Source organism: Dapis purpurea BLCC-M126 (assembly GCF_050015975.1).
Lineage (GTDB): Bacteria > Cyanobacteriota > Cyanobacteriia > Cyanobacteriales > Microcoleaceae > Trichodesmium.
On record NZ_JBNHER010000083.1, the window covers coordinates 52,988 to 59,285 of the forward strand.

Sequence of the window (6,298 nt, forward strand, 5' to 3'; positions counted from 1 at the left end):
GGGGGGATAGGGAGATTGGGAGATTCGTATATTTGCACAATTTTTTGTATTTTATATCAGAAGCTTTATCTGATGCTTTGTTTGTAGCATAATTTTTCGTATTTCATATTACTTAGTATAATCTTAAACAATTTCCTTTTTTTCTTACTTTTAACTTTTAAATTTTTACTTTCTTTATGAACCTAGATAAGATAGAATCAACAAAAGCTCTTTTATTGGTAAATCCTCATGCTAGAAAAGTTAAAGATAATCTACATTTAGCCTTAAACTATTTACAAGATTTTGGCCTAGAAATTATCTGCAAAGAGACTGAATCGCCCCAGGATTTCAACCATTTTATTCAAGAGTATAAAAATCAGGTAAATCTGATAATTATTGGTGGTGGAGATGGCACATTAAATTTAGCCGTAGATGCTCTAGTAGAAACAGGTTTACCATTGGGAATTTTACCATTAGGAACAGCCAATGATTTAGCTCGCACTTTAGGGATTCCTGTTTCTTTATTTGAGGCTTGTCGAGCGATCGCTACTGGAAAAAAACGTTATATAGATTTAGGTGTAGTTAACGGTAAATATTTTTTCAATGTTGCCAGTATTGGATTAAGTGTAGATATTACTAATAATTTAACTAAAGAAGCAAAGCGTCGGTGGGGTGTATTAGCTTATGCTATTACTGCCAGTAAAATGATTTTACAAAGTCGCCCTTTCACAGCAGAAATTCGTTGTAATGGTGAATCAAAAATAGTCAAGACTTTACAAGTTGCTGTAGGAAATGGCAGACATTATGGAGGTGGTATGACCATTGCTCATGATGCTACAATTGATGACCAAAGGTTAGATTTATACAGCTTAGAAGTAAAATATTGTTGGCAGTTTATTGGGATGTTACCTTCTATATGGCAAGGAAAATATCAAGAAAGTTTTGGTTTTCGTTCCCTTTCTGGATCCTTAATTAGTGTTTATACTCGCAAACCTCGTCCTATTAATACTGATGGAGAAATTATTACTTATACTCCAGCTCATTTTCAGGTAGTTCCTTTAGCTTTAGCAGTTATGGTGTCGAGAAAATTAACAGTTGAAAAGGAAAAACTTAAACCTGTAATACCAATTTTATAGATGAAGGAAGAAGGAAAAAGGAAGAAGGAAGAAGAGTTGAGTTATCTAGGATAGAAGGACTAAATATTGAAAAAAAAGGAACAATGATAGAGATGCCTGCTTCCTTCTTATACCATTTTGATAAATGTTTGCTACGAATCTCTGTTCCCTGTTCCCTATAACTAGAGTTTTGTAACATTCTTTTTTCACCCCGTGAGATTACTTCCTATTTCTTCCTTCCTATTTCTCCCTCCTTCTTCCTTCTTACTTCTTACTTATTCCTTCTTACTTCTTACTTCCTATTTCTCCCTTCTTACTTATTCCTTGCCACTCAAACATGACAGAAAACTTAACAATTCCCATCCATGAAACATTCCAGAAAACTATTCAAGGAGAAGGCTATTGGGCAGGTACACCAGTAGATTTTATTCGTCTTGCTGGTTGCCCAGTAGGTTGTCATTATTGTGATACTGGTTATGCGGATGGAGGAGTTGGTTTACCAAGACAATTAAGCACTTTTGATGAATTAATTAATGAGTTATTTTCTCCTAGAGTTGTTATTTCTGGTGGTGAACCTTTTATTCATAAACAACTACCTACTTTAGTAAAAAGAATAGAAGCTACTGGTAGAAAAGTTTCAATAGAAACCTCCGGTTGCTATTGGCAAGATATTTCTTCTAACATTTGGATAACTCTTAGTCCTAAACAACATATTAGTCCTAAATATCCAGTTGTACCGGAGATGTGGAAACGGGCTTCAGAAATAAAATTGGTGATAGAAACTGGCAAAGAATTAGAATTTTATAGTAAAATTTTATTAGCTAATAATAATATTCCTGTTTATCTCCAGCCTGAATGGTATAGTCGCAATTTGACTCTACCGTTAGTCCTAGAATTACTTCAAGAATATCCTTATTACCGACTCTCTGTGCAGTTACATAAATATTTAGGACTGCAATAACTAAACTATTAATTGAAAGTAAGGCGTCTTCAAGGTCCTCAGAAGCTCAATTTTCAATGGAGCTGAAAACAGTAATTGAAGGCCACGAACCTTTAATTTGCTGAAGGAATTAAACTCAATATCCATAAAAGAACTAAGTGGAGAAAAATTGAAATTTGAGCAAATGGCCTTGAGCTTTAATCTTTCCTTAATCTTCCTACTAAGGAAAGTTAGATAGACAAAAAAAGCTGCCTATTTGGATTAATGATTCAATCATTAATTTCCTTATAGACAGCAAGTTCAGAACTGCAGATGGAGATACACCCTGATAGTTTAATAAAAAGTAGATACCCCTGATGGATAACTCCTAGATGGACTAATTACCTGATGGTTTAACTCCCTAATGGCTTAGTCTCCACATCCCAAATACCAGGATTGGGGAGAAGATAGTAATAATACTACTAACACCTCTCTTCCGGCGTTTGTGATCCATCAGGTCGTGCCTATGCTTCTTTTATAATTACAGACTGATTCTTTGGAATACAAGAGGGCTTTTGCAAAAACCCAGTTTTTACAGGTTGCAAGAGTGTCAGTAGTCAATTCCAAACAACTAAACAGGGTTCATCTACTACTATGAAACAGAATATTATTGCTTTAGGATTAATAGCCTCCGCAGGCTTGACGTTTTGTCATGTACCAAAGGCCAATGCCTGGAATTTTGGCCTATCTAATAAGACTACTATTGAAGAGAGTCAGATATTAGCTAAAGATTACACAAGCAATGATGAGGATGGTGAGAGAGAGGAAGTAGACACAAGCAGATAAAATATAAGGAAAGCCGAAATAACTTCCTTGAGACAGTATAGATAGATTAGACTAGATTTAGAGCTGGGTAGAACTCTTTGTTACTGATTAGGGTTCTACCTTCGGTTATTCTATTAATATATTCTGATTAGTATTATCGACCAAAACGATGGACACAACAACTACTACACGCAGAAAAAGGCTTATTACAAGAACTGCAGAAAGAAGACAAGCTACCCCTAAAGAGAGACAGTTAATCCATCTTTTAGCTAATCTTGGCTGTAGTTGTGCCAGATATGCCTTCCAACACTCTACGAGTAAAGGAAAAATACCCCCTGAAGACCGAAAGCATTTGGCCGAGTGGCACAATCTTAGGTTACAGCAAATTCGCCGGGTAGAAAGGAGTCTTGAACCTGTAGCCCAGCTTAAGCGTGTTTATTATCGGAGCCAACTTAGCCCCAGATCCCTAAAATCCTTAAAACTATTATGGGTTGAAGAAGAAAAACAAAGGGTTAAGCGACTTGATCCCGAATTGGACGAACTATTAAGCTTCACTCTGAACTTAGGAGATACCCTCAAACAAATATTTCATACTATCGAATCTAAGGAAAGGGTATTCTCTAGAACTCCCATAAAAGGAGTAGGAGTAGTCCCATTATGGGTTAATGAATGGGAAGAGTCTGACTACGATATTAATTTCTTTCCTCCTTCCTTCCCAGATTGGGCCCAAATTGTGGACGACTAATATTCAGTTATCAGTTATCAGTACCTCAGGCTGAGGTTCTATGTTTGAAATACTGAAGTTTATTTTTTTATCCCCTACCTAAGGGGCTATGTTTTACCCATCAGTGTTGAAACCCTTATAGGGAAAAGAGGAGAAAGGAGAAAGAATCATAGTAGCTAAGTAAAACTACATGAAGTTGTCAAAATAAAGTTACAAAAATTAGCTTTTTTCAATAAAATTTAAAACTACCCATACTAATTCACAAAAATTTGACCCAAAAATTTCAACCTCTTCTTTTTTACATCTACTTCAACAACAATAAGTATCTGTTATTTCGTCAAATTATTAGAAAAATACTAAGGAACCCCTACTTAGGGCTTGCTGAAAAAGTCTTATCGGTGAGGGTAGGAGTCAGTCCTCAGGAGTCAACCCACCTTTAACCCAACCCACCTCCAGCCCCTCCTCGGAGGGGAGCAGGAGGGGAAGTCAAGAGGAATGTGGAATGAGCGAGGAGGTAGAAAGAAGAATTATTCCTTAATTTTTCGGCCTTTGTCAATCCAAAATCCGCTCCTTTTTGCAGCTCTAGAGAACGAAAACCTTAGTACTTTTTCCAGATCCAAAAAGGCTAAAATTTTTATATATAGAGGCTTTGAGATTTAATCAGCAAACCCTACTTAATTATTTAGGGTTTGCTGAAAAAGTCTTTTTTAATGAAAATGCTTTCCTTTTTGAGCATTAAGCAGCTCAAAACCTGGTACTTTTTAGCAAGCTAAATAAGAAATCTAGGGTTTAACAATCGTGTAGCAGCCACTAGAGTGCTTAGGACATTATCACGCCTCTCAAATTTAGTCCGTGCTGCGAATATACGGCATAATAGCCATTAGAGTATTCTGACTTCTGACTTCAGCTATATAGGATAAGAAAGGGCAATTCTAAACCCTACAGACTTATACCTACCCCTAGGATTTTTGTAATTTCGATTTGCACTGCGACAACCCCTGGGATAGTTTAACCACCCACCACCTCTCAATACTCTGTAGGCATAATTCCCATCTTTTTCCCATACACTACCATCCGAAGGGGCTTCCTGATAATTATCATGCCAGGGATCGACACACCATTCCCAGACATTGCCATGAAAATCATATAACCCAAAAGTATTGGCAGAAAAACTACCTACCTCTGTTGTCTGCTCATAATAATTTTGTTGCAATGTACAAGCAAAAGCTTCTTGGAAGTTATAACTAGCTAGGTCAGGTGTCATAATATTTCCAAAGTGAAATAATGTAGTTGTCCCACCTCGACAAGCATATTCCCATTCTGCTTCTGATAGTAACCGATAAGCTCTTCCTGTCTGAGCAGATAGACGACTACAGAATTCAATTGTATTGAACCAAGATACCATTTCTACCGGTTTATTTTCTCCTTGAAAATTAGCAGGATTTTTTCCCATGATTGTTTGCCATTGTGCTTGAGTAATGGGATATTTGCTAATAAGTAAAGGTGCTATTGTGACTTGATGTTGAGGGGTCTCTCTTTCCCATTTTTCTGTTGCTATTTCTGGCGAACCCATCCAGAAAGTATTACCAGGAATAGATACCATTTCTATAGTAATATTATTGCCAAGATTTTCGATAAATTGTTGAGCTTCTCGTTGCTGTTTTATAGTTTCAGATATTTCATATCTAGAATTAATTTTGATTGTTAAAACTTCAAATTTAAAAGTTTCCAATTCTGGTTCGGGACTCGTATCAACAGTTACTAATTCTGGAGGAATGTTAGTAATTATTGGCACAGTAGGTGGCAAGGTTGAAAGTACGTTATTTGTGAAAAATTGTTGTGGTTGTGATAATAAATTTAGCCATTCAGCAACAAATTTAGGGCGTTCTTCCGGTTCTAATTTCATACCTCTAATAATTGCACTATTTACCTGATCGCTCATTTGGGAATTATATTCTTTTGGTGCTATTAATGGTATTTTTCCTTCCTGTCTAATTTTTGCAGGTGTAGGCATTTCACCTGTTAATAAAACATATAGAGTAGCAGCTAAAGCATAAATATCAGTAAAAGCTCCCCGTTTTGCTCGTCTTTCGTACTGTTCAATTGGGGCAAAATATAATGTACTATCTGTTGTATGGCTTTGTACACTGCCACTATTAAATTCTCGCGCTAAACCAAAATCAATTAATACTGCTTCTAAAGTATTCCGCCGAAGAATAATATTTTGAGGTTTTACATCCCGATGCAAAAATCCTTGATTATGTACAAATCTTAGTGATTCTCCTACTTGTTTAATAATGTGTATTGCTTCACTTTCTGAGATAACTCCGCCTTGCTCTTCACGATAAATTCCTAAGTCATCTCCATCTATATATTCCATCACCATACACCATAATTTATTTTCTTTAAAAAGACGGTGAACTTCTACAACATTGGGATGATGACACTTTGCTAAACATAAGGCTTCATTTAAAAAGTTTTCTTGGAGTTTATCAAAATTTGGTTTTTTTTGTACTCGATAATTGAGAGTTTTAATCGCAACTAATTGATTATAGTTTTGTTCTAATGCACGATAAGTAGTGCCGAAACCTCCAATACCAAGGAGGTCTTGAATTATATATTTACCTTCTTGTAGTTGTTTACCTGATTTCCAGTATTTCATATTAGGGAATAGGGATTCAATAATTGATAATTGATAATTGATAATTGATAATTGATAATTGATAATTGATAATT

At 35.7% G+C, this 6,298-nt stretch carries 5 protein-coding genes; 4 read left to right on the forward strand and 1 reads right to left on the reverse strand.

The features are described 5' to 3' along the window. Positions 1-176: 176 nt before the first annotated feature. From ACP6PL_RS07940 to ACP6PL_RS07955, 4 genes are all read left to right on the forward strand, one after another. Positions 177-1,115, forward strand: coding sequence for a lipid kinase (locus ACP6PL_RS07940; RefSeq protein WP_426544295.1), 939 nt, complete (start codon positions 177-179; stop codon positions 1,113-1,115). A 316-nt stretch (positions 1,116-1,431) separates the two neighbouring features. Further along, entirely contained in the window at positions 1,432-2,055 is a 624-nt protein-coding gene (locus ACP6PL_RS07945; protein WP_426544297.1) for a 7-carboxy-7-deazaguanine synthase QueE, read from the forward strand. Between the two features lie 612 nt (positions 2,056-2,667). After that, positions 2,668-2,859 carry a hypothetical protein gene (locus ACP6PL_RS07950; protein WP_426544299.1) on the forward strand — a complete coding sequence of 64 codons (192 nt, stop codon included), beginning with the start codon at positions 2,668-2,670 and terminating at the stop codon, positions 2,857-2,859. 148 nt (positions 2,860-3,007) lie between these two features. Further along, positions 3,008-3,583, forward strand: coding sequence for a hypothetical protein (locus ACP6PL_RS07955; RefSeq protein WP_426544300.1), 576 nt, complete (start codon positions 3,008-3,010; stop codon positions 3,581-3,583). 886 nt (positions 3,584-4,469) lie between these two features. Here the strand turns inward: ACP6PL_RS07955 and ACP6PL_RS07960 are convergent. Beyond that, a partial coding sequence (locus ACP6PL_RS07960) for an SUMF1/EgtB/PvdO family nonheme iron enzyme (protein ID WP_426544302.1) occupies positions 4,470-6,298 on the reverse strand: 1,829 nt, incomplete at its 5' end.

Bases quoted from the DNA above. Each gene is read 5' to 3' on its own strand.
- ACP6PL_RS07940 (WP_426544295.1), top strand. From the start codon at position 177: ATGAACCTAGATAAGATAGAATCAACAAAAGCTCTTTTATTGGTAAAT.
- ACP6PL_RS07945 (WP_426544297.1), top strand. From the start codon at position 1,432: ATGACAGAAAACTTAACAATTCCCATCCATGAAACATTCCAGAAAACT.
- ACP6PL_RS07950 (WP_426544299.1), top strand. From the start codon at position 2,668: ATGAAACAGAATATTATTGCTTTAGGATTAATAGCCTCCGCAGGCTTG.
- ACP6PL_RS07955 (WP_426544300.1), top strand. From the start codon at position 3,008: ATGGACACAACAACTACTACACGCAGAAAAAGGCTTATTACAAGAACT.